Below are 18707 nucleotides of genomic sequence, written 5' to 3'. Positions count from 1 at the left end.
AATAGTCTAATAGTAAATAAACATCATGAGTACAAAAAATACTTCCCGCTTTATGCCGCTCATCATCGCAATCAGCGTAGTCGCGGGAATCCTTATCGGAACGTTTTATGCCAGGCATTTTGCCGGTAATAAACTGGGAATCATCAATAGCTCGTCCAACAAGCTGAATGCCTTGCTGCGTGTTATTGATGACCAGTATGTGGATACCGTCAACATGACCGATTTGGTAGAGAAGGCCATGCCACAGATATTGGCGGAACTCGACCCCCACTCCACCTACATCCCCGCACAGAAGCTGGAAGAGGTAAACTCCGAACTTGAAGGCAGCTTCAGCGGTATAGGTATCCAGTTCACCATTCAAGAAGACACGATACACGTAAACAGCGTGATTCCCGGCGGACCGTCCGAGAAAGTGGGCCTGATGGCAGGCGACCGCATTGTAATGGTCAACGACAGTCTGTTTGCAGGCAAAGGCCTGACAAACGAAAAGGCCATGCGCAACCTGAAAGGTCCGAAAGGAAGCCAAGTGAAGTTAGGCGTCAAGCGTGCCACGGAAAAGGAGTTGCTCGACTTCACCATCACACGCGGTGACATCCCGCAAAACACCATTGACGCAGCCTATATGCTCGACGATGACTACGGATATATACAAATCAGCAAATTCGGACGTACCACACACGTGGAGCTGCTGAATGCGATTGCCCAACTGAGCCACGAGAAGTGCAAAGGCCTGATTATCGACCTGCGCGACAATACCGGAGGATACATGGAAGCCGCCACACGCATGGTGAACGAATTCCTGCCGGAAGGGAAGTTGATTGTATATACCCACGGCCGCAAATATCCCCGCATGGAGGAATATGCCAACGGTACCGGCAGTTGCCAGAAGCTGCCGCTAGTGGTATTGGTAAACGAGAGTTCCGCTTCGGCCAGCGAAATCTTTGCGGGCGCCATTCAGGACAATGACCGCGGAACCATTGTAGGACGCCGTTCCTTCGGCAAGGGACTCGTACAGCAACCCATCGACTTCAGTGACGGTTCCGCCATCCGCCTGACCATTGCCCGTTATTACACCCCATCGGGCCGTTGCATCCAGCGCCCCTACGAGAACGGCAAGGACAGCAAATACGAAATGGACTGGATTACCCGTTACGAACACGGCGAGTTCTTCTCCAAAGACAGCATCAAACTGGACGAAAACCTGCGTTACTCTACCGGTTTGGGCAGACCCGTATACGGCGGCGGTGGCATTATGCCGGACGTATTCGTTCCGCAAGACACCACCGGAGTATCTTCTTACCTGATAGAAGTAAGCAACAAGGGACTGATTCTGCAATTCAGCTTCCAGTATACCGACCGCAACCGTGCGAAATTGAGTGAATACGACAATGAAGAAGATTTGTTGAAGTACCTTCGCCACCAGAGTATTGTGGAGCAGTTTGTACGTTTTGCAGACTCCAAGGGAGTAAAGCGGCGCAACCTGCTTATCCACAAGTCCTACAAGCTACTGGAAAGAAGTCTTTACGGCAACATTATCTATAACATACTGGGAAGGGAGCAATACATCCGCTACATCAACCAGAGCGATGCTACCGTCAAGAAAGCATTGGATATTCTGGAACGTGGCGAGGCATTCCCCAAAGCTCCGGAAGCAACACCAATCATAGAGGATAAAAAAGATGATGGAAAGGAAAAAAGAACTGCGCAGGCAGGTAGCTTTGTTGAAGACCCGACACAGCTCTTCCGCTACGCGTCAGTCTGCTGAAATACTTGCCGCCCTCGAGGCACACCCCGCTTTCAGGGCGGCAACAACCGTACTGCTCTACCACTCTCTCAAAGACGAAGTGGACACACACGAATTTATCCGGAAGTGGAGCCGCGAAAAGCGGATACTGCTTCCGGTAGTTGTAGGTGACGACCTGGAACTGCGGCTGTACACCGGACCCGAAGACTTGAAACCTGGCGCATACGGCATCGAAGAACCAACCGGCGAGCTATTTACCGACTATGCAGACATAGACTTCATAGTGGTTCCCGGCGTGGCATTCGACCGTAACGGCAACCGCCTGGGGCGCGGTAAAGGTTACTATGACCGGCTTCTGCCCCGCATCCCATCAGCCTACAAAGCCGGCATCTGCTTCCCGTTTCAACTCGTAGAAGAAGTTCCTGCAGAACCGTTTGATATACGCATGGATGAAATCATAACGCAATGAAAACTAATTATCATACACACACCACACGCTGCATGCATGCCACCGGAGATGATGAAGACTATGTGCTCAGTGCCATCAAAGGCGGTTACCGGATACTCGGGTTTTCGGACCACACTCCCTGGAAATACCGTACCGACTACGTAGCCGACATGCGGATGCTCCCCGAAGAGCTTCCCGGCTACGTGGAGAGTCTCAAGACGCTCCGTAAGAAATACCACGACCGGATAGACATCAGAATAGGACTTGAATGTGAATACTTCCCCCAATATATCCATTGGCTGAAAGAACAAATCAAGAAGTACCAACTGGACTATATCATCTTCGGAAACCATCATTACCACACCGATGAAAAGTTTCCCTACTTCGGCCATCATACGAACAGCCGCGACATGCTCGACCTTTACGAAGAGAGCGCCATCGAAGGTATGGAAAGCGGATTATTCTCTTGCCTTGCCCATCCGGACTTGTTCATGCGCTCCTATCCGAAGTTCGACCACCATTGCACTACCATCAGCCGGCACATCTGCCGTACTGCTGCACGCCTGAATGTCCCGTTGGAATACAATATAGGCTATGTAGCCTACAATGAAGCGCACGGTTTATCCACCTACCCATGCCCGGAGTTCTGGCGAATCGCTGCCAATGAAGGCTGTACAGCTATCATCGGACTGGATGCGCATGACAACAAGGATTTGGAAACTCCGATGTATTATGACCGGGCAGTCCGGGAATTGAAGGAACTGAAGATTGAAAGAATAGATGAGCTGAGGATGCTCATCTGAATATGATATTCGTTATGACCTGGGCCCCCACATGACGGTTCAAGTTGCGCACCAGCAACTCGCGCCCCATCATCAGTTCCTGGCGCAAAGCAGCAGAAGTGAGGTGCACATAAAGCACCTGGTTCTTTATATAAAGTTCACGGGTGTAGGAGGCAATGGTAGGCCCCAGCACTTCGGGCCACGCACTGATAAGCCGCCGTTCATTCAGCGGAGACTCCAGACTTTCCTGCCTGAGGTAATGACGGATAAGTTCACCTATCTGTTCGGCATTATTGCGCTTCATGCCTCTTCCTCCTTCATTTCGGCAACCGTTCCCTGCTCCACACGGAACATCTTATAATCACTGCCCACTTTATGCAGAATACGGTCCAGGTGTTCGCGGTTGGTATCGGTTATAAAAATCTGCCCAAAACTGTCGCCTGCCACCAACTTGATGATTTGCTCCACACGCGAGGCATCCAGCTTGTCAAAGATATCGTCCAACAACAACAAGGGAACAGTGGTCCCGGTACGTTTCAGGAAATCAAACTGTGCCAGCTTCAACGCTACCAGATAAGTCTTGTTCTGCCCCTGCGACCCTTCACGCTTGATGGGGAAATCTCCCAAAAGCATATTCAGCTCGTCCTTGTGCACACCGCGCAACGAATAGCCCATAATCTGGTCGCGAGCACGGCTTTCCTTCAGTACTTCCAGCAAAGAGGCATCGCGGGCATGGGAGTCATAGCTTAATCCCACCTTCTCCCTATCTTGCGAAATGAATGAATAGAAAGACTGGAAAATAGGAATAAACTCACGGATAAAGGCCTCACGTTTACGGAACACCACTTCACCGGCTTGTGCCATCATCTCCTCCCAAACCAGAAAGAGCTCTTCCTCCACCGGCTGTTCACTCTTCAGTAAGGTATTCCGCTGCACCAAAGCTTTATTGTATCGTATCAAAGCATCCAGATACTCTTTGTCGTACTGCGAGATAACCACATCCATAAAACGTCGGCGTTCATCACTGCCTCCTGCTATCAACTCCGAATCGGCAGGCGAGACCATGACCAAAGGCAGGAAGCCGATATGGTCCGACAAACGCGTATACTCCTTCTTGTTTCGCTTGAACTGTTTCTTCTGGCGCCTCTTCATACCACAGTAGATTTCCTCAGGAGTCCCATCGGCAGCCTCATAAAACCCTTGAATAACAAAGAAGTCGGCATCATGGCAGATATTCTGGGAATCAATGGGATTACCGGCACTTTTACAGAAAGACAAAAAATACACCGCATCCAGCAGGTTCGTTTTCCCCATGCCGTTCTGTCCGAAAAAGCAGTTTAACTTGGGCGAGAATGAAAGCTCCACCTGCTCCAAGTTCTTATAATTGAGTATAGATATACGTTTCAGTATCATTATAGTAACGATGAGTTCGGTTACAAAGATAATGCAAAACCGAAAGCAGTACAAAATAAGCCTGCTTATTTTTAATACAGAGGTGAAGCCCGGCTTATTGAAAAGTAGAAATAATTTCGGTGTTTTCTGATACAAAACAAAAAAAGATGCCGCTAAATTTCGTTGATAGCTATAAAAAACTTACTTTTGCGGGTCGAAATAGATAAATAAGAATAATAACAAAAAGATTATATAAAAATGGCAGAACAAAAAAAGACGAATGAAGCCTTAAACGTGGAGGATGCACTGACACAATCGGAGGCCTTTTTCATTAAGAACAAAAAAGCAATCATCGGCACTGTAGTAGCAGTAATCATCATCATTGCCGGTGTAGTGATGTACAAGAACCTTTATGCAGACCCCCGTGAAGAAAAAGCACAAGCTGCCTTATTCAAAGGGCAAGAATACTTCGAAGCAGACGCTTATGCACAAGCACTGAACGGTGATAGTATCGGTTTTGCCGGATTTGTAAAAGTGGCAGACGAATACAGCGGCACAAAAGCAGCCAATCTTGCAAAAGCCTATATGGGTCTCTGCTATGCACACCTCGGTAAATATGACGAAGCAGTGAAAGCATTGGACAGCTTTGACGGAGACGACCAAATGGTAGCTCCTGCCATGAAAGGTGCTATGGGTAACTGCTATGCGCAGCTCGGCCAACTGGACAAAGCCGCTTCCATGCTGCTGAAAGCCGCCAACGAAGCCGACAACAACTCCCTCAGCCCCATCTACCTGCTGCAAGCTGGAGAAATCCTGGTAAAGCAAGGTAAGTATGACGATGCAATCCAGGCGTATACCACTATCAAGGATAAATACTTCCGTTCATACCAGGCAATGGATATCGATAAGTATATCGAACAAGCCAAACTATTGAAGAAGTAATATACCTTATTATAAAAATATCTCAGGCACGGATTACACGGAAAACACGGAAAGACACAATAGCCGTGAATCCGTGTAGTCCGTGCCTCTTTTATCTCTCCTCTCCCTTTAATTTTCAATTATTAATTCTTAATTCCTTATTTATGGCAACAGCTTATCACAATCTTTCAGACTACGATTTCAGTTCTGTACCCAGCGCGGAAAAAATGAAATTCGGCATCGTTGTATCTGAGTGGAATTATAATATTACCGGCGCTCTCCTAAAAGGTGCCATAGACACCTTAAAAAAACATGGAGCCAAAGATGAAAATATTCTGGTAAAAACAGTACCCGGCAGTTTTGAACTGACTTTCGGCGCCAACCAACTTATCGAATACAGCGAAGTCGATGCAGTTATTGCAATTGGTTGTGTAGTCAGAGGAGATACTCCACATTTTGACTATGTTTGCATGGGTGCTACCCAAGGAATTACCCAATTAAACGCAAGTGGCGATGTACCAGTAATTTACGGATTAATTACTACCAATACTATGGAGCAAGCAGAAGACCGCGCCGGTGGCAAGCTGGGTAATAAAGGAGACGAATGTGCAATTACTGCAATAAAAATGATAGATTTTGCTTGGAGTTTACAAAAATAGTCGTATCTTTGCACCGCAATTGAGAAACAAACCTACTCAATGAGAGAATTGAGATAGAATCTTAAGTGCAAAAGGGCAAATACCAGAGTGGCCAAATGGGGCAGACTGTAAATCTGCTGGCTTACGCCTTCGGTGGTTCGAATCCATCTTTGCCCACAAAAAATTGCGGAAGTAGCTCAGTTGATAGAGCATTAGCCTTCCAAGCTGAGGGTCGCGGGTTTGAGCCCCGTCTTCCGCTCTTAGAGAGGATTGATAATCAAAAGGTTATCAATCCTTTTCTTTTATATGAATTCTTTGCCCCCCTTTCATTATACTATAAATTATGTAATTGTTGGTCTATTGTTGTTCCCCCCAAAAACAATAGATATGATAACAATCAAAGCCGAAGTATTAAAAGGCAAACAAAAGAGTGATGGTACGTATAATGTCAAAATCAGAATGACTTATAAGAGAGAAGTCAAAAGACTGCCTACTTCTATCTATGTAAGGAAGGAAGACCTCACCAAGGCATTCAAAATAAAGAATCCCAAGTTTATTAAGGAAGCAAATAATATTGTTAGGCAATATCAAGAATTATGTGCTTCCCTCCCATTGGAAACAGCTAATTACAGCTTAAATGATATAATAGAGTGCATCAAGGTTAAAAATGAAAGAAAGACTACCATAGATTTCATTCAGTTCTCAAAAGAGTGGTTGAAGACTACTCAATTAAAAGGAAAAGCCAACTACCAGACATCCATTAATGCTTTCATCACTTATCTTGGAAAAGAACACTTGAATACAGACCAAATAACTAAAAAGCTATTAAAAGATTTCATGAACTACCTACAATTAAAAAGAGCCCAAAGAATTGAGGAATTAAAGAAACATGGAAAACGAATACCTTCCAACAGAATGCTCTCTTTATATATTGGATGCCTCAGACATCTATACAATGAAGTCAAAAAAAGATATAATGACTATGATAGAAATATCATCTTAGTGCCCAATTCACCTTTTGATAACTTAGAAATACCTAAGCAAGAGGCTACAAGAAAGAGAGCCATACCAGCAGAAGCCATCAAAAAGATATGGGAATTACCTTATCAATACAACAACACAGGAAAAGAGAAGAAATGCCCATATAATTTAGCCAAAGATTGCTTCATTATATCTTTCTGCCTAATGGGAATGAACTCAATAGACTTATACAGTTGCTCTACACTGGAAGGAAAAGCAATCACCTACTACAGAAGTAAAACCAAAGACAGAAGGTTAGATAAAGCCAAAATGAAAGTTATGGTTCCCCCTATTCTTCAACCACTAATGGAAAAATACCAAGACCAAACAAAAAATAGAATATTTAATTTCTATCATACTTATTCAACTGCTGGCAACTTCAATAAGGCTATAAATATAGGCCTCAAAGAGATTGGAAAACTTTTGAAAATAGATGATTTGGAGTACTATGCAGCAAGACACTCATGGGCTACTTTAGCAGTTAACAAAGTAGGCATAGACAAATACACTGTCCATTCAGCCCTCAACCATATAGATGAAGCAATGAAAGTCACAGACATATACATTGAAAGAGACTTTAAGATTGAGAATGAAGCTAATTCTAAAGTTCTTAAATATGTGTTTGACAGTGGTCTCCAGAAGTAAGTAGGTTTAAAAGAATCTCTATGGTTTATTGGATTATGGAGATTCTTTACTATTTTTGTTATATCAATAATTTCCTAACATAATGGATATGGATTGTAAGGTAGATTTTATAGAAAAGAAGTGGTTACAGAGAAAATATCAACTTCAAAATTATTTCTCTTCTTTAGAGCCTAAACATACTGTTGTTAGCTCCTTAGGTATCAAGTTGAAGCATTCAGGTTACTTTGCCATGATACCAAGCAATTTTGACATAGACACCCATTTAGACCAACATCCGGTAACAGACTATCTGTTTGTCAGGGACAACACTGGTCATATAAGGTCTGTCACTCAAGATGGAAGCCTGAGTTCTTCTCAATACTTTGATAAGGACAGGTTAATCTACATTATAGGGCTTATCAGTTCCATACCAGCCAAAAACAAGGATTCCATAACAGAGAATGGTTATGTTCCTATTAACTCCAAGCTCATAAGGAATGCTTTCAAGGACTATCATCCTTATCTTGAATACCTTATAAGGACTGGAGTGTTATGTACTGATGGACAATATATTCAAGGTGAAAAGTCTAAAGGGTATAAGTTTACTGAAAGATATGAAAATGTATCATTGGTGAGATATAATTATCCAGCCTTTCAAGGAGAAGTAAAAACTATTCCATCAGAAGTATTTAGTGAGGAAGATGGCAAATTTATACCTAACACAGTGATAAGTTATCCTTATTTAACATATTGGTATGACACAAAAGGATTACATATAGATGAACAAGCTGCTGTAAATTATGCTCATACTATTATGCAAGATAAGTTCAATAAAGGTAGAGAGTATTGGGATATAAATAGAGACAAAAGTCATGGCAACTTTGTTAAAAGGAAATATCCTCTTACTCAGTATCATGCAGCACTATATAATATCAATAGTATTGCTCTTGGAGATTACAAGGTTTCCATTGATACTAATGTTCATAGATTACATTCTGTAATAACCAATTTGCAAAAGATATATCGTAGATTTTTAAATTACAATGGTGCTCCATTAGTTAATATTGATATTTCTAATAGTCAGCCCTATTTACTTTGCCTATTATTAGACCCCAGGTTCTGGGATAAAAATTCTGATATACCTCTTAATATAGGTACACTCCCTCAAAATGTGCAAGATAAATTTAGTGAAGAACAATTAGAGGAAATCAAAACTTATGTTTCACTTTTAGATTGGAATGACTCTACTTTAAGTGAATACATACAGAAAGCATCTCATGGACAGATTTATGAATATATGATTCAAATAATTAACCATGCTCAAAGAGTTAATCTGAGTAGGGATGATATTAAAGTTATGATACTTACTACTCTATTCTCAAAAAATAGATATATGCCAACATACAAGAGATATTTCAAAATGAATTTCCTTCCTATTTATGAACTAATAGAACTTACCAAAAAAGATGACCACACAGCCTTATCTTGTCTTTTACAGAGTATAGAAAGTGAAATAATTCTACATAGGTGTTGTAAAAGGATTTTGGAGGAAGGTAATCAACAAGTCCCTATTTTTACCATTCATGATTCAATTTGTACAGTAATGGAGTATGAAAGTTTTGTGAAAGAAATAATGATTCAAGAACTTTCCGATTCAATAGGATATGTTCCATTTATAAAAATAGAGAGATGGGGAGAATATACAAATGAGCAAGACAATTAATTTAGATGAAAAATTAGAATGCAAAGGTTACTGGTGGCTGCCTAATAACCCCAATGAGACTGTTGCAGGTGTTTTAACTTACATTCCTGATGAAAAAATATTATTAGAATTGATAGGAGCTTTTGATTCTAAGAAAGACTTTATCGACACACTTCTTAATGAAAACTCTGAAGATATTATTCATGGATTAACTTCTGATTCAAAAGAACTTACATTAGTAAATTGTCATTCCTTTGGAAGCTTGAATTTTAGTTGCCCTTTTCCAATTATGAAATATAGTTGTCAATTTCTTATTATAGGAAAACATCTTAATGAATTCAAACAAAAATGTTTTTATAAAGCATATATAACAATTCCAGAATTGAGCTATTGGTGTTCTCCATGTGCTTTAAAAACAACAATATCTATTGATAAAGATGATAATGATATTTCAACAACAACAATATCATTTAAGTCAAAAAGTGTGCTTATTAATAGTGTGCCAATAGATGATAATACAACAATAAAGATAGAAGGAGGAGTAAATTATGTTGGTGACTATTTTTCACCTAATATAAACCAACATACTTATATTGAGATATTAAAACAGGATAATAGTTCTATAGAAGATTTTTATGCAAATATATTTATGTTTGAGCAATTTCTTTCATTGGCGACGTTGCATACTGTAAACTGTTCCAAAATATTGCTATATGACAAAACTGTATTTCAAGAATATAATAATGGACAAAGATTTTATCATCCAATACAATTTTTTTATATTCAAAGAAAGGTGAATATGTGTATGGAAATTAAAAAGCATGACTTCTTGTTTGATTACAATCTAATTTCTGAGCAATATCCGAAAATAATTCATAAATGGTATAATGACAAAGAGGATATAGCACCAATAAGAGCACATCTTATTGATAGCATTCAAAATACAAAAATATTTTCAAGTATAGATTTCCTTATTGTAGTACAAGCTCTTGAGGGATTTTGTACTCGATTTAGAACAGAAGCAAATCTTACAAAAATGCTTGAAGCAATTATATCCGAATTTTCAGATATTGATAAATTGAAGGATGATAATATAAAAATCAAACAAGTTGTAGATTCAAGGCATTACTACTCTCATTTTATGAATAAATCAAAGAAACCTAATACCCTTGATGGATGGAAATTATATAATTTAACCTTTAAGCTAAGAAAACTCTTAATTTGCTGTATTCTTAAATTTATAGGTTTCAATAATACACAAATCAATCAGATTTTAAATAATAGCCATAGTAATTTGTTACATAAATAGAAATAGAAGGTTGGTGAAAATAGCCAAAAGATAGAGCCTTTCCCATTATTTATTTTTGAATTATATATGTAATAGTATAACTGTTTTTACTGACTTGAAAGAACTATCCAAAATTATTTTTTTATTTTTTTCTCTTCTGGAGCCATGAGTGTTATGCACTCCAACCAATCACCTACCCCATCACTCAGGGTGGGGATGGTCCCCCCTGCAACAATAATAAATTTACAATTATGGAAAGAAACTTGAAGTTCTTAAAGACAATGAGTGTGGCTGAATTTAAAGCACAGCACAATGTGGAAAAGATTGAAGTGAAAAGAAATGAACACACTGGCAAATGTTTCTTTGTCTATGGCTTTGAAACTGGAGCTTGTTCAAGGAAGGTGGAGAGTGGAGAGCTGACAATACCAGTCATTTCAGAAGTATGCTCTGCTGAAACTGGAGATATATTCCTTTTGTTACATCAGAAAGGGGAAGGAGGGGCTACTACATTGGCAACTCTATAGGAACTAATGAAAATGCTCCAGAAGGGCAGTTGGATTAATAGTCTGACTGCCTTTTTTATTTTCTAAGTAGTTAATCATTAATAGAATATAGTCATGTTAAATTTAAGAGTATCATCAAAGAAGCAGGCTAAAATAAAACTTGCTCTACAAGGCTGTGCAGGCTCAGGGAAGACCTATTCTGCACTATTATTAGCCTATGGTCTGACTAATGACTGGACTAAAATAGCCATCATTGATAGTGAAAATGGAAGTGCTGATTTATATGCCAGTTTAGGCAACTACAATGTATTACCCCTTCAAGACAACTTTACACCTGAAACCTATATTGAAGCTGTAAAAGTGTGTGAGGATGCTAAAATGGAGGTGATAATCATTGATAGTATCTCTCAATGTTGGGATAACCTTCTGGAGTATCATGCTAATCTACAAGGCAATTCATTCACTAACTGGCAGAAGATTACACCAAGAATTAATTCCTTCATGCAGAAGATTCTACAATCCCCAAGCCATATTGTTTGCACAATGAGGTGTAAGCAGGATTATGTACTTAGTGAGAAAAATGGTAAGATGATCCCTGAGAAAGTGGGGTTAAAAGCAGTCATGAGAGATGGAATAGACTATGAATTTACTATAGTCCTTGATATTAACATGAAGCATCAAGCCATTGCATCAAAGGATAGAACAAGTCTATTCATGGGTAAGCCAGACTTTACTATTACACCCACTACTGGGCAAATAATACTGGATTGGTGCAATAATGGAGTAAACTTGGATATGATAAAGCAGAAGATAAATCAGGCTAAAACCATTGAAGAGCTTACCTCCATTTATCACCAATACCCAGAATGGTATCAACAACTTACATCAGATTTCATGCAGAAGAAGATGCAGTTACAAGAAGAGAGCAATAAACCTATTATCAACTATAATCCTAATTTTATACATTATGGAAGCAATGCAGTTAATGCCAGTACACAGAACTAATATGTTGATGCAAACCTTCAATCAGCCAAAGTTTGAGGTTGAAACCCCAGTTGAAACTATAGAGACTGAAATTATCAGCTCCAGAAGGGAAAACAAAAGATTGCCTTTTATAGAAGCCAACACCAAAGAAGTCACTATACAGCATCTAAGGGAAGAATGTGTAGTGCCAGTATTCAGCAAGGATAATGAGATAACTATCAGTCACCCTTCATTTATTGAAACTGTTTGGGAAGCTGCCAATCAGATATTTCCCAATGAGAGGATTGAAGAACCTGCAATAAGAGTAAGCCATGTCATTAAAGGCAGAACACCCGAAGCTATTCATAAACCAGTGAAGGATTTACTTGAATCAGACAAGACTATTTACTATGAAAGAATGATGTTCTGTTTTGAGATTCCCACTATCCATGAAGATATAATGGGCAATAGATTGAATCTTACTATTGGTGGAGTAAGGGCATATAATCATGAGAATCTATATAGTAAGAAAGGTGCAGAAAAGTTCAAAGTATTCATTGGCTTTAAAAATTTGGTTTGCTGTAATATGTGTGTATCTACTGATGGTTACAAGTCAGAATTAAAGGTGATGAGCACTGCTGATTTATTTAGTTCAGTGATGAGGCTATTTCAAGAATACAACATAGCCAAACACCTCTACTACATGAGTGCTTATAAGGATAGTTATATGACTGAAAGCCAATTTGCACAGTTCTTGGGAAAGAGCAGATTATACCAATATCTTCCAGTTGAACAGAAGAAAAGGCTTCCTCAAATGCTGATGACTGATACACAGATAGGGCTTGTAGCCAAGGCATATTACAATGATGATAACTTTGCTCTTCCAGAGAATCAGAATGCTATTTCCATGTGGAATGTATATAATCTACTCACTGGAGCCAATAAAAGCAGCTATATAGATAATTTCTTGGATAGGTCACTGAATGCCACACAACTTACAGAAGGGCTAAATAAGGCTCTGTATGGAGAAAATGAATATTCTTGGTTTATACAATAATCTTATACTTCCTATTTCCCTTCTGGAGTATTTGCTTTTATTTATCCATTATGTTAGGAAATTCTGTAGTGTCGAAAAAACTTGTAATGTACCTTATAGGAATAAAAATAAAAATTCGACACTTTACACTTACTTGGTTATATTTATATAGGAAGTAAATGAGCAAGGGGTATTTTCTATGGTGGCTGAATGGAGAACTGGAAAACAAGCTCCAGAAGGTAGTTTGAAAGAAAGATTGGATATGAAATGTTCTCCATCCTTTTCTTGTTTTTCCTTCTGGAGTAGCTGGCTGTAGTTGGGTATTAAGATATTTGAACTGATTATAACATGGAGATAATGATAAAAGGTATTTTGAATGTCACTATTGGCTTGATATTCATGTGTATAATGGCTAAGAGAAAATAAAGGTGAGTAGCCTTTGTCTTGTGTTTATTATTGTTGTAAGCCTCGGTTCCTGCATGGAATTGGGGCTTTTATTTTGAAAAGATATGAGAATCAGAGATATGTAATAGAATAAATGGTACATTTGCCACTGGTGGATATGAAGGTTATTATTACTTTTCCACTTCAAGAGCCTTAATGATAGATAAGAGAATAAGCTCATGCCTATGGTACTAATATGGATTGAGACCTATTAAAAGTAGCCTTCAAATGATTGTTTATTTGTGGAAAGTCCTAACTTTGCAACAGAAACAATCAAATGATTGCTAATGAAATAGAAGTTTAACAAGACATATTAGAAAAGAAGTGTTTGCTTCTTACTTGTGAAGTCCTAAAATCACCACTTTGAAGACTAACAATCACAGCAGTAAGGGAGTGAATGCTCATACCATCAGGTGTGGGCTTTCCTTGTTTGTGATTGTAGGTGTTGTGGTGATACCTTGGACTCAGCAGGAAAGTACCACACTTTCTTTTTTTGTAGTATGGCTACAAAAAGAACAAAATGAGTGACCTTATTGTCTTTCAAAAGAACAATCTATTTGGTGCAAAATATCCATCTGGGAGAATTGCTATCACTCCTAAATATAAGGAAATGTACCCTTTTAGTTGTGGCTTGTCATTAGTCAGAAATGAGAAATATCAATATGCTTATATTAATATCACAGAAAAGCAGATAGTTTCATTTGGAACATATATTTGGTGTGACCCTCAATTTATTTGTGGCTATGCCCGAGTTAAATTAATGGATAATATTCATTGGGGAGTTATTGATACCTTGGGTAAAATAGCCATTTATCCTAATCTTGACTATATTTTGCCACTTGAATCTTTTAAAATATGGGGTAATAATAATGCTGTAAAAATTGCAGGAAGATACAAAGGAACAGAAGTAGCATATATAATTGACCCAATGAGTAGAATAAACCTACCTATTGATTTTGAGTTTATGTCTAATTTTGATTTAGAAGAGTATTCATTTCCTCAAAAAGCCACTTCCACTAAAAGAAATAACTTATTTACTAATGATAATAGCAATAAATTTTCTTCATTAGATAGCAGAGAGGAGTGGGAAGACCAAACTCTTGATGCTTTTGAAGGAGATGAAAGTAATTATTGGAATATAGAATAAACAAAACAAGCATGGAATTTCCACTAACATTTGGTCTGCAAAAAGCAGGTTTACCACTGATACTGACATCAGGAAAAACAAATAACCTTTGTTTCTTGATTGATACTGGTGCTACTCATAACACCCTATTTGACTTTGTATATGAACATTTTAAGAGTGAGTTTAAGCTACTTGAAGGGGCATATAGAACAATGGGGATAGAGGGACACTACAAAGAAACTCCTATCATTGAAGCTACATTCAATTTTGAAGGGAGGGATTATACTTCCACCTTTTCTGTATTGGATGCTTCTGAGGCTATAAAACAAGTGCAGGATGAAACTGGAATACAGATTCATGGAGTACTTGGTGTGCAATTCCTTATAGAGAATAAATGGATTATAGATTTTGAACAAATGAGAGTTACAAATGAAAAAAAATAACTTTTTTATACTTTTATTGTCTGTTTGCATGATAGGATGCTCTGTTCAGACTAAACAAAATAAAGAGCAGGAAAATATAGTGAAAAGAGATACAGCATATGTGATAGAGCCTTTTTTGAGGGATGGTATTACATATATTTGTAAAGATGAAATAATGAAACCATATCTTGTTGATTATAATTATTCACCTCCACAGAAATATGAAATAGACCAAATTACAGCCAAAAAGCAAGGCAACAAAATCATAGTGGGAACTGACTGCTATATTACTCACAAAATATTGTCTGGTAGATATTGGAGTATTGAGAAGATGGGAGATTCTTATTCACTTCCTAAAACAAAGTTAGCCATCCTAAAAACAGATAAAGGAGAGGTTAGAATTGCAGAAGTAGATGGAGTTTTAGAGGATTTCTGTGTACTTGAAATCAAATATGATAATTATAAGGCAAGTACAGGATATCCATCTAATTATTATAAACTTCCACAAGAAATGTTTGCTCGATAATGAAAAATAAGGCAAAGATACTTATTCAAGTAAAAGATGTAGGCTTTACATTCCTTCTTGACAAAAGGATGAAACACAATTTGATTAGCCCTACTTTCTTGGCTTTCTTCAAAACAGATAAGCAGAGGGATTTACTTTGGAATAATGATATAGAAGCAGTAAGTACGAAATCTGAATATAATAGCTCACTTCCTTTTCTTCCTTCTTATGTAAATAGTATTTCACTGGAAGATACATTCCATTATGTTGGGAAGAAAGTTGTTTGGTGCAGTGATAATAAGTTTAGAGAGTGTAAGGCAGTCAAATTCAATTTTGAATATGAGGGACATCCTTACTCTGAACTATTCTTTATTGATAAGAGTGTTGAAGAGGACTATGCTATTTTAGGCTCTATCTTCTGGAGCAAATGTGATATTTTAAAATAATAGAAATTGTTATGAGAAAGAAACAAGAAACTTAGCATTACTAAATGCTGCTATTGGTATTGTATAAACCTTACCAATGTTGGTCAATAGTTGTTCTATTGACTTTTATAGAAGTAATTAACAGACTAACAATCAAATAATTGAATAGTATTATCAAAGAGCCTTCCAAGCTGAGGGTCGCGGGTTTGAGCCCCGTCTTCCGCTCTTCTGAAAATCAGATAGTTATCGCAAGATTTCTATCTGATTTTTGTTTTTAGAGAATGCTGAATTTAGTGTGGTTTAACCGAGTGAGTTAAACCAGGAAGTCAACCGAATGACGCAAAGCACAAATTCATGGTTATTTAAATAAGATATTTCTGAGAATATCATCTAACCACGGCTCTTTCATCTTTTCCACAAAAACATCATTCTTTAGTTGAAAAGCCTTTTTGTAAACACTCTGCATTTTCAAATTATAGCGCACCGTATCATAGCGGACTACTGACTGGTAAAATCCGGTATCAACAGCGACAATTTCATTTTCTATTCTCAATGTATCCTCAGCTGTATCGGAAACTCTTCCAGTCTCCATCTGTGCGAATGAAATGCAGCTACCTCCGATTAGAGCCAATAATGTTACCAATATTTTATTCATACGCTACTGTTTTCTACAAAGATACAATATTCAAAGAACAAACATCTCTTTTACAAAAAAAATTCCATTATACCATAAACGCTTATAAGGCAACGCACACATTTGTATATCAAAGTTCAGTTTTAGTTAATAAAATTATGTAAGTTTGTAAACGAATAAAAAGCTCCCCTCCAATGAACAACATCATTCATAAAATCAGGCAGATTTATCCGGTTTCCGAAGAAGCTCTTCAGGCATTGCTGATGAATATGCAGGTAAGACACTACCCTAAAGGAACTTATATAGTACAAGCAGGAGTGACAGACCGTTTGGTTTATTTCATTGAGGAAGGGGTCACCCGTTCCGTATTTCATCACGACGGACAAGATACCACCACTTGGTTCAGCCAGGAAGGTGATGTAACCTTCGGAATGGATTCACTGTACTATCAGCAGCCGTCAGTAGAAAGCATTGAAACTCTTTCGGACTGCAAAATCTACGTCATCCACATAGACAAGTTAAATGCTCTCTACGAAACATATATTGATATAGCCAACTGGGGCAGAATACTGCATCAGAACGTAAACAAAGAGCTCAGTCATATGTTTGTGGAAAGGCTCCAACTGCCTCCCAAAGAGCGGTATGAACAATTTAACCGCCGTTACCCCAGACTGATAAATCGGGTGAAGCTAAAATATGTGGCAGCCTTCCTGGGTATTTCCATCTATACTCTCAGCCGGGTACGCGCAAAAAAATAGAAGATTGCCGTTCTTTTTTGCTTTTAAGCAAAAGAACTTCGCTTCGCATGGCGTATCTTTGAGATCCGAAAACATTAACCAAACAACAGAAAAAAAACAGATGTCGCACATTTCATCTTCTGCCTTTTCAGACACCAAAGCACATTATGACCTTCTCGACGGGCTCCGTGGCGTAGCAGCCTTGATGGTTATATGGTATCATATATTCGAAGGCTATGCTTTTGCCGGTGGTAGCATTATCGAAACCTTCAACCACGGCTATTTAGCTGTAGATTTCTTCTTTATACTATCGGGATTCGTTATCGGGTATGCTTATGACGACCGTTGGGGCAGGAACCTCACAATGAAAAACTTCTTTAAACGGCGCCTGATACGTCTCCATCCGATGGTCATTATGGGAGCTGTCCTGGGTGCCATTACTTTCTGTCTTCAAGGATGCGTACAATGGGACGGAACACATATTGCCCTCTCCATGATTATGCTGTCCCTTCTTTGCACTATATTTTTTATTCCCGCAATGCCAGGTGCAGGTTATGAAGTCCGTGGTAATGGCGAAATGTTTCCTTTGAATGGTCCATGCTGGTCCTTGTTTTTTGAATATTTAGGCAACATCCTTTATGCCTTGTTTATCCACCGCTTATCAAACAAAGCCCTTGCCGTACTGACAATATTGCTGGGAGTGGCATTGGCATCATTCGCCATTTTCGACATCTCCGGATACGGAAATATGGGGGTAGGCTGGACACTGGACGGAATAAACTTTGGCGGCGGATTGCTGAGGATGCTTTTTCCTTTCTCCATGGGCATGCTTTTGTCGCGCAACTTCAAGCCTATCAAGGTGAAAGGTGCTTTCTGGATATGTGCCATTGCATTGGTTGCCTTGTTTTCAGTGCCCTACTTGGAAGGTGCAACACCGGTCTGTACAAATGGCATTTATGAAGCGTTCTGTGTAATCATCGCTTTTCCGGTTCTCGTCTGGTTAGGAGCTTCCGGTACCACAACGGATAAAAAATCGACCCAGATATGCAAGTTCCTGGGAGATATATCCTATCCAGTCTATGTGATACATTATCCATTTATGTACTTGTTCTATGCATGGCTCATCAAGAACCAGCTCTTCACGTTGGAGCAGACTTGGCAGGTTGCCTTGTGTGTTTACGCATGGAACATATTATTGGCTTATCTATGCTTAAAATTCTATGATGAACCGGTACGGAAATATCTGGCCAGACGCTTCTTGAGCAAAAAACAATAAACAGTCCGTCACGGAGATTATGCTGATTCGCAGAGGATGTAAATTAAACTGTGTCAGCAAGGAATAAAGTATTAACT

At 38.9% G+C, this 18707-nt stretch carries 20 protein-coding genes and 2 tRNA genes; 19 read left to right on the top strand and 3 right to left on the bottom strand.

Annotated features, from left to right (window positions below):
• Positions 1-25: 25 nt before the first annotated feature.
• From DW896_RS17670 to DW896_RS17660, 3 genes are read left to right on the top strand one after another with little or no spacing between them, the layout of a single operon-like run.
• Positions 26-1765, top strand: coding sequence for a S41 family peptidase (locus DW896_RS17670; RefSeq protein WP_005835451.1), 1740 nt, complete (start codon positions 26-28; stop codon positions 1763-1765).
• Positions 1683-2213 (top strand): 5-formyltetrahydrofolate cyclo-ligase, encoded by a 531-nt coding sequence (locus DW896_RS17665; protein ID WP_034528803.1) that lies wholly within the window; start codon positions 1683-1685, stop codon positions 2211-2213. Before DW896_RS17670 ends, DW896_RS17665 begins: the two co-directional genes overlap by 83 nt.
• Positions 2210-2995 carry a histidinol-phosphatase gene (locus DW896_RS17660; RefSeq protein WP_034528806.1) on the top strand — a complete coding sequence of 262 codons (786 nt, stop codon included), beginning with the start codon at positions 2210-2212 and terminating at the stop codon, positions 2993-2995. Before DW896_RS17665 ends, DW896_RS17660 begins: the two co-directional genes overlap by 4 nt.
• Here the strand turns inward: DW896_RS17660 and DW896_RS17655 are convergent.
• Positions 2988-3278 carry a DUF721 domain-containing protein gene (locus DW896_RS17655; protein WP_005823615.1) on the bottom strand — a complete coding sequence of 97 codons (291 nt, stop codon included), beginning with the start codon at positions 3276-3278 and terminating at the stop codon, positions 2988-2990. The two genes, DW896_RS17660 and DW896_RS17655, sit on opposite strands and share 8 nt — an antisense overlap.
• Positions 3275-4387, bottom strand: coding sequence for a DNA replication/repair protein RecF (locus DW896_RS17650; protein WP_005823617.1), 1113 nt, complete (start codon positions 4385-4387; stop codon positions 3275-3277). Before DW896_RS17650 ends, DW896_RS17655 begins: the two co-directional genes overlap by 4 nt.
• A gap of 237 nt (positions 4388-4624) precedes the next feature.
• Between DW896_RS17650 and DW896_RS17645 the strand changes: the two genes are divergently transcribed.
• The 14 genes from DW896_RS17645 to DW896_RS17580 all read left to right on the top strand — a co-directional run bounded on the left by DW896_RS17645 (position 4625) and on the right by DW896_RS17580 (position 16004).
• Positions 4625-5308: a tetratricopeptide repeat protein gene (locus DW896_RS17645; protein ID WP_005823621.1), complete on the top strand. Its 684-nt coding sequence runs from the start codon at positions 4625-4627 to the stop codon at positions 5306-5308.
• 143 nt (positions 5309-5451) lie between these two features.
• The gene (ribH, locus tag DW896_RS17640) at positions 5452-5946 is read left to right on the top strand and encodes a 6,7-dimethyl-8-ribityllumazine synthase (RefSeq protein WP_005823623.1); all 495 of its coding nucleotides are present in this window, start codon (positions 5452-5454) and stop codon (positions 5944-5946) included.
• Positions 5947-6019: 73 nt separating this feature from the next.
• Positions 6020-6102, top strand: a tRNA-Tyr gene (locus tag DW896_RS17635).
• A 9-nt stretch (positions 6103-6111) separates the two neighbouring features.
• A tRNA-Gly gene (locus DW896_RS17630) sits at positions 6112-6184 on the top strand.
• A 128-nt stretch (positions 6185-6312) separates the two neighbouring features.
• Positions 6313-7590, top strand: a complete 1278-nt coding sequence (locus DW896_RS17625) for a phage integrase SAM-like domain-containing protein (RefSeq protein WP_009037066.1) — start codon at positions 6313-6315, stop codon at positions 7588-7590.
• A gap of 88 nt (positions 7591-7678) precedes the next feature.
• Positions 7679-9292: a hypothetical protein gene (locus DW896_RS17620; RefSeq protein ID WP_229039725.1), complete on the top strand. Its 1614-nt coding sequence runs from the start codon at positions 7679-7681 to the stop codon at positions 9290-9292.
• Complete coding sequence (locus DW896_RS17615) at positions 9276-10580, top strand: HEPN domain-containing protein (protein ID WP_009037068.1); 1305 nt, start codon at positions 9276-9278, stop codon at positions 10578-10580. Before DW896_RS17620 ends, DW896_RS17615 begins: the two co-directional genes overlap by 17 nt.
• Positions 10581-10810: 230 nt before the next feature.
• Complete coding sequence (locus tag DW896_RS17610) at positions 10811-11083, top strand: hypothetical protein (protein WP_009037069.1); 273 nt, start codon at positions 10811-10813, stop codon at positions 11081-11083.
• Positions 11084-11176: 93 nt separating this feature from the next.
• Positions 11177-12067: an AAA family ATPase gene (locus tag DW896_RS17605; RefSeq protein WP_009037070.1), complete on the top strand. Its 891-nt coding sequence runs from the start codon at positions 11177-11179 to the stop codon at positions 12065-12067.
• On the top strand, positions 12030-13082 hold the full coding sequence (locus tag DW896_RS17600; protein ID WP_034528808.1) for a DUF3871 family protein: 1053 nt from the start codon (positions 12030-12032) through the stop codon (positions 13080-13082). Before DW896_RS17605 ends, DW896_RS17600 begins: the two co-directional genes overlap by 38 nt.
• Positions 13083-14025: 943 nt before the next feature.
• A complete protein-coding gene (locus DW896_RS17595) occupies positions 14026-14652 on the top strand; it encodes a WG repeat-containing protein (protein WP_009037072.1) in 627 nt (208 codons plus the stop codon).
• A gap of 11 nt (positions 14653-14663) precedes the next feature.
• On the top strand, positions 14664-15074 hold the full coding sequence (locus tag DW896_RS17590; RefSeq protein WP_034528810.1) for a hypothetical protein: 411 nt from the start codon (positions 14664-14666) through the stop codon (positions 15072-15074).
• Positions 15061-15579 (top strand): hypothetical protein, encoded by a 519-nt coding sequence (locus DW896_RS17585; protein WP_009037074.1) that lies wholly within the window; start codon positions 15061-15063, stop codon positions 15577-15579. Before DW896_RS17590 ends, DW896_RS17585 begins: the two co-directional genes overlap by 14 nt.
• Entirely contained in the window at positions 15579-16004 is a 426-nt protein-coding gene (locus DW896_RS17580) for a hypothetical protein (RefSeq protein WP_009037075.1), read from the top strand. Before DW896_RS17585 ends, DW896_RS17580 begins: the two co-directional genes overlap by 1 nt.
• A 337-nt stretch (positions 16005-16341) precedes the next feature.
• Here the strand turns inward: DW896_RS17580 and DW896_RS17575 are convergent, their stop codons facing one another.
• Positions 16342-16638, bottom strand: a complete 297-nt coding sequence (locus DW896_RS17575; RefSeq protein ID WP_005823625.1) for a hypothetical protein — start codon at positions 16636-16638, stop codon at positions 16342-16344.
• A gap of 173 nt (positions 16639-16811) precedes the next feature.
• On the opposite strand from DW896_RS17575, the gene DW896_RS17570 reads away from it, so the two are divergent.
• Positions 16812-17375, top strand: a complete 564-nt coding sequence (locus DW896_RS17570; RefSeq protein ID WP_005823628.1) for a Crp/Fnr family transcriptional regulator — start codon at positions 16812-16814, stop codon at positions 17373-17375.
• A gap of 100 nt (positions 17376-17475) precedes the next feature.
• Positions 17476-18630: an acyltransferase gene (locus tag DW896_RS17565; protein WP_009037076.1), complete on the top strand. Its 1155-nt coding sequence runs from the start codon at positions 17476-17478 to the stop codon at positions 18628-18630.
• Positions 18631-18707: the final 77 nt, after the last annotated feature.

Source organism: Bacteroides sp. AM41-16, assembly GCF_003603495.1.
GTDB lineage: Bacteria > Bacteroidota > Bacteroidia > Bacteroidales > Bacteroidaceae > Bacteroides > Bacteroides uniformis.
This window is presented reverse-complemented; position numbering and strand designations above follow the sequence as displayed.

Bases quoted from the DNA above. Each gene is read 5' to 3' on its own strand.
- DW896_RS17670 (WP_005835451.1), top strand. From the start codon at position 26: ATGAGTACAAAAAATACTTCCCGCTTTATGCCGCTCATCATCGCAATC.
- DW896_RS17665 (WP_034528803.1), top strand. From the start codon at position 1,683: ATGGAAAGGAAAAAAGAACTGCGCAGGCAGGTAGCTTTGTTGAAGACC.
- DW896_RS17660 (WP_034528806.1), top strand. From the start codon at position 2,210: ATGAAAACTAATTATCATACACACACCACACGCTGCATGCATGCCACC.
- DW896_RS17655 (WP_005823615.1), bottom strand. From the start codon at position 3,278: ATGAAGCGCAATAATGCCGAACAGATAGGTGAACTTATCCGTCATTAC.
- DW896_RS17650 (WP_005823617.1), bottom strand. From the start codon at position 4,387: ATGATACTGAAACGTATATCTATACTCAATTATAAGAACTTGGAGCAG.
- DW896_RS17645 (WP_005823621.1), top strand. From the start codon at position 4,625: ATGGCAGAACAAAAAAAGACGAATGAAGCCTTAAACGTGGAGGATGCA.
- ribH (WP_005823623.1), top strand. From the start codon at position 5,452: ATGGCAACAGCTTATCACAATCTTTCAGACTACGATTTCAGTTCTGTA.
- DW896_RS17625 (WP_009037066.1), top strand. From the start codon at position 6,313: ATGATAACAATCAAAGCCGAAGTATTAAAAGGCAAACAAAAGAGTGAT.
- DW896_RS17620 (WP_229039725.1), top strand. From the start codon at position 7,679: ATGGATTGTAAGGTAGATTTTATAGAAAAGAAGTGGTTACAGAGAAAA.
- DW896_RS17615 (WP_009037068.1), top strand. From the start codon at position 9,276: ATGAGCAAGACAATTAATTTAGATGAAAAATTAGAATGCAAAGGTTAC.
- DW896_RS17610 (WP_009037069.1), top strand. From the start codon at position 10,811: ATGGAAAGAAACTTGAAGTTCTTAAAGACAATGAGTGTGGCTGAATTT.
- DW896_RS17605 (WP_009037070.1), top strand. From the start codon at position 11,177: ATGTTAAATTTAAGAGTATCATCAAAGAAGCAGGCTAAAATAAAACTT.
- DW896_RS17600 (WP_034528808.1), top strand. From the start codon at position 12,030: ATGGAAGCAATGCAGTTAATGCCAGTACACAGAACTAATATGTTGATG.
- DW896_RS17595 (WP_009037072.1), top strand. From the start codon at position 14,026: ATGAGTGACCTTATTGTCTTTCAAAAGAACAATCTATTTGGTGCAAAA.
- DW896_RS17590 (WP_034528810.1), top strand. From the start codon at position 14,664: ATGGAATTTCCACTAACATTTGGTCTGCAAAAAGCAGGTTTACCACTG.
- DW896_RS17585 (WP_009037074.1), top strand. From the start codon at position 15,061: ATGAAAAAAAATAACTTTTTTATACTTTTATTGTCTGTTTGCATGATA.
- DW896_RS17580 (WP_009037075.1), top strand. From the start codon at position 15,579: ATGAAAAATAAGGCAAAGATACTTATTCAAGTAAAAGATGTAGGCTTT.
- DW896_RS17575 (WP_005823625.1), bottom strand. From the start codon at position 16,638: ATGAATAAAATATTGGTAACATTATTGGCTCTAATCGGAGGTAGCTGC.
- DW896_RS17570 (WP_005823628.1), top strand. From the start codon at position 16,812: ATGAACAACATCATTCATAAAATCAGGCAGATTTATCCGGTTTCCGAA.
- DW896_RS17565 (WP_009037076.1), top strand. From the start codon at position 17,476: ATGTCGCACATTTCATCTTCTGCCTTTTCAGACACCAAAGCACATTAT.